Annotated in this window: 4 protein-coding genes; all 4 read left to right on the top strand. The window is 71.5% G+C overall.

The genetic code is table 11. The annotated features are described in order from the left end of the window. Positions 1-287 (top strand): hypothetical protein (locus tag VF697_RS35740; protein WP_331102169.1); only part of this gene is annotated, 287 nt, incomplete at its 5' end. 160 nt (positions 288-447) lie between these two features. Continuing rightward, positions 448-1593, top strand: coding sequence for a hypothetical protein (locus VF697_RS35735; RefSeq protein ID WP_331102167.1), 1146 nt, complete (start codon positions 448-450; stop codon positions 1591-1593). Positions 1594-1611: 18 nt separating this feature from the next. After that, a complete protein-coding gene (locus tag VF697_RS35730; protein WP_331102165.1) occupies positions 1612-2631 on the top strand; it encodes an LLM class flavin-dependent oxidoreductase in 1020 nt (339 codons plus the stop codon). Between the two features lie 93 nt (positions 2632-2724). Further along, positions 2725-4038, top strand: coding sequence for a nucleotide disphospho-sugar-binding domain-containing protein (locus tag VF697_RS35725; RefSeq protein WP_331102163.1), 1314 nt, complete (start codon positions 2725-2727; stop codon positions 4036-4038). Positions 4039-4228: the final 190 nt, after the last annotated feature.

Below are 4228 nucleotides of genomic sequence, written 5' to 3'. Positions count from 1 at the left end.
GGGTGTCGGCCCCCGCTCCCGCGCCAGCGCCCGCCGAGGAGGCGCTGGTGGGAGAGGGCACGCTCGTCATCGGCGGGCCCACCGGAGTCCGAGGCGAGGTGAAGCTGCCAGGGCGCGAGTTCGCTGAGTTCCCGCTCGTCGTGCGGAACTGGAAGGCGGGCCACCACACGCTGGAGTTCGTCTCCTCCGAGGGGGCGAAGGCGCGCTGTCCGGTGAAGGTGGTCCCCGTGCGCCGCACCGTGGTCGTCTTCGACGGCGCGCGCTGCACGGTGGGCTACCGCGACTGAGCCGCGCCCCACCGGCCCGGCTCGGTCGCCTGCTCAGCGTCCGGGCTGGCACGGAGGGGGTCTTCCCACGACTTCGTCTCCGCCGCCGGCTGCGTCGGGGGCTGTACCTCCGCGAGCCGCGTCTGGCCTAGACTGGCGCTCCCCCCGGCTTCGGACCCCCATGAACTGCTCGCACTGCGGCCAACCCATCCCCGACGCGACGTATGGCGTTTGTCTCGAGTGTGGCCATCCCATCGAGGGCGCGGGAGACGACGCCTCCAACACCGGAGACGAGGGCGCGGGCTCCGAGGACTACAACGCGGCCGACTATGGCACCGGGGACGAGTCCTACGCGGATGAGGAGCCCCCGCCTCCCTCGCCCTTCGAGCGTCTCTCGGAGGTGCTCGCCCTGGCGCTCGCCCCCGTCCGGGACGTGGCGGGGCAGATCGGCGACGCCATCGCGGGAGTGCTGGATGATCCGCGCCTGCGCTCGCGCCTGCCGGGTGGCTCGCTGTCGCTGCTCGGCCTGGGGCTGGTGGGGCTCGCCCTCCTGCTCTCGGCGTTGCCCTTCGTCCCGGGCATCGGCCTGCCGGGCTCGGTGGTGATGGTCCTGGGCGGCGTGCTGGTGGCCGTGAACGAGTGGCGCGTCATCTCCCAGCCGGGGGTGCAGGAGTTCCGCACCGAGGAGGCCCGCGCCCTGCCCTCGGCGCTGGAGAACCTCCCCGAGGAGACGCAGCACCCGGGCATCGCCCAGGCCTACGCCGCGCTCACCTGCACCCACGCCCTGCTGATGCTGGGCTTCGGGCCCGTCTCGCTGCTGTGGCTGCTCGCCGCGCTGGTGCTCGGCTACGAGCAGGGGCAGCGCTTCTTCGCCGCGTCCGAGGCGGACTACGACTACCTGTACGAGGGCAGCCTCCGCCAGCGCCTGAATCGCTGGGTGGTGGTGGGCGTCGTCGTGTGCTCCTTCTCGCTCCTGCTTCCCTGGGCCCGGAGCAGCACGGCGTTCCTCGGGGCCTCCGGCGGGGAGCAGCCGCTCGCGGCCTTCACCCAGTTCACCCTCCTGCTGCTCGCGAGCTTCGCCCTGCGGCAGCGCGGGTTGGCGTCGCTGCACCCCATCGTGCTCGTCATCATGGCCGTCTGGCTCACGATGTGGTTCTTCCTGATGATGAGCCCCTACACCGCGGGCCCCTGGGTCTTCATGCCCGGCCTGCTCACCCTCGACGCCGTCATCGTGCTCCACCTGGTGCAGCAGCGCCGGGGAGACCTGGAGGAGGGCTCGATGGAGGCGGCGGAGGAGCCGGCCTCGGACGTGGACTACCAGGGCTGAGGGCCGCCGGGTTCCGAGATGCTTCTTCCGCTCTCCCTCCTCGACCTGATTCCCGTGGGCACGGGCTCCACGGGCCCTCAGGCCCTGCGCAACAGCATCGACCTGGCGCGCAGGGCGGATGCGCTCGGCTACACGCGCTACTGGGTGGCCGAGCACCACAACACCCAGGGCCTGGCCAGCTCCGCGCCGGAGATCATGATCGGCCTCCTCGCCCGCGAGACCCAGCACCTGCGCGTCGGCTCGGGCGGAATCATGCTCCCGAACCACTCGCCCCTGAAGGTCGCGGAGAACTTCCTGACGCTCGAGGCGCTCTACCCGGGACGCATCGACCTGGGACTCGGGCGTGCTCCTGGGACGGATCGGGTCACCGCGCTGGCCCTTCGCCGATCCGTGGAGGCGCTCGCCGCGGATGACTTCCCGCAGCAGCTCCAGCTCCTGCGCGCCTTCGCCGGAGAGGCCGAGTTCCCCGAGGACGACCTCTTCGCCCGAGTGCGGGCTTCACCGCCCGGGGTACCGCTGCCTCCCATCTGGCTGCTCGGCTCCAGCGACTTCGGCGCCCGGCTCGCCGCGACGCTCGGCCGGGGCTTCGCGTTCGCCTACCACTTCAGCCCGGACATGGCGCTGCCCGCCATGCACGCGTACCGGGACACGTTCCAGCCCTCCGAGTACCTCGCGCGGCCGTACGCCATCCTGGGCGTGTCGGTGGTCTGCGCCGAGACGGAGGAGCGCGCGGAGGAGCTCGCGCGGACGCATGACCTGCTGTGGGTCAACATCCGCAATGGCCGCACCGGGCCCATCCCCAGCCCCGAGGAGGCGCGCGCCTACCCGTATACCCCCTTCGAGTTGCAGCAGGTCCGCGCCTCGCGCTCGATGCTCGTCGTGGGCACCCCCGAGCGCGTCCGCGCCCGGCTTCTCGAGCTGGCCCGGCGGATGGAGGCGGACGAGCTGATGGTGACGTCGCACATCCACAGCCACGCCGAGCGCGTGCGCTCCTACGAGCTGCTCGCGCAAGCCTTCGAGCTGCCTCATCGCGGGTGAGGGCCTTCGTGGGCTGCGCGCTCACGGAACACGGAGGAGCACCCCTGAGTCCTTCGGCCCCGAGCGGCCTTTCCGTCATATGCTCCCGGGACCATGGCGAAAATCATCTTCCTGCCGCTTCCCGAGGCAGGACACATCTACCCGACTTTCGGTCTCGCCAGTCAGCTCACCGCCAGGGGGCATGAGATTGGTTACATGGCCCCGCCGGATGGGGAGGAGTTCCTGCGAGCCAGGAGCTGGCCCTTCACGCCCATCCTCGAGGACGTGCTCCCCAAGGGCCTGATGGCCGGGCTCGAGGCCAGGATGGGGGAGCCCGGGCTCCGTCTTCGAGAGCGGCTCAACCTCATCTCGGAATTCTTCAGCCGGGGCGCGGCGCGAGACGCGGAGGTGCTCTTCGGCTCCTCCTTCGAGGCGCGGCTCCGGGAGAGCCGGGCCGATCTGCTCATCGTCGACGCCACCTTCCCGATGCCGATCCTGGCCGCGCACAAGGTGAAGATTCCAGCGGTCCAGATCTGCGCCAACCTCCCGTTGCGCAGGGACCTGGCGGTACCGCCGTTGACGTCGGACCACATCCCGACGGGCACTGCGCTCTCCCGGTTGAGGATCCGCCTCCACTGGTGGTCGATTCACTTCGGCTCGGGCCTCCTCGGCGCGAGGAAGCTGCGCGCGCAGGTCCGGGAGTTCTTCCGCCAGCATCCGGACGCCGTGCCCGGGGACTTCCATGCCCATCTCCAGCTCGGGCCCAACCTGCGGATCCCCACGCTGGTCACCTGCGCTCCCGAGTTCGACTTCCCCCGGGACTCGAGCGAGGGCCTGCACTACCTGGGCCCGTGCGTCGATCTCTCGCGTCCGGAGGCGCCCCTGCCGGCGGAGCTCCCCTCGGGGGACGCGCCGCTGCTCGTGTGCTCCCTGGGGAGCCACGGGGACCGGGTGCGCGAGCACCGTGCCTTCTTCCAGGCCGTCATCGACGCGGTCGCCCGCAGGCCACAGTGGCGGCTGCTCATGGCGGTGGGGTCCCACCTGGGCGCGGCCTCCTTCGGCACGCCGCCACCCAACGTGGTGGTGGTGGACAAGCTGCCCCAGCTCTCCGCCCTGAAACGCGCCTCGCTGATGATCACCCACGGCGGCCTCAGCAGCGTGAAGGAGTGCATCTGCCTGGGCGTGCCCATGCTCGTGTACCCCCTCGTCTACGACCAGCCGGGGAACGCGGCGCGCGTCGTCCACCATGGCCTCGGGCTGAGGGGGAACGTCCGCCAGGCCTCGGCGGAGAAGATTGGCGCGCAGATCGACGAGGTGGCCGGCAACCCCGCCTACCGCGACCGCGTGCGGGCCCTGCAGCGCGTCTTCCTCGAAGCGGACGAGGCCGGGCGGGGCGCCGAGACGGTGGAGCGCCTGCTCCGAAGGTGAGTCCTGGCCCTCTCCCCGCGGGGAGAGGGCTCTCATGCTCACCGGGGCGTACCGCGGACGACCTGGCCTACCTGCGCTTCTGCTGCCAGGCGCTCACCTCGGGCATGGCGCGCTCGCGCAGCGCCACGTCCTGCGACACCCGCTCCAGCGTCTGCTCGGTGGCCTGCTTCGCCTCCTCCACCGGGTGGGC

This window comes from Archangium sp. (assembly GCF_036388035.1).
GTDB lineage: Bacteria > Myxococcota > Myxococcia > Myxococcales > Myxococcaceae > Archangium.
This window is presented reverse-complemented; position numbering and strand designations above follow the sequence as displayed.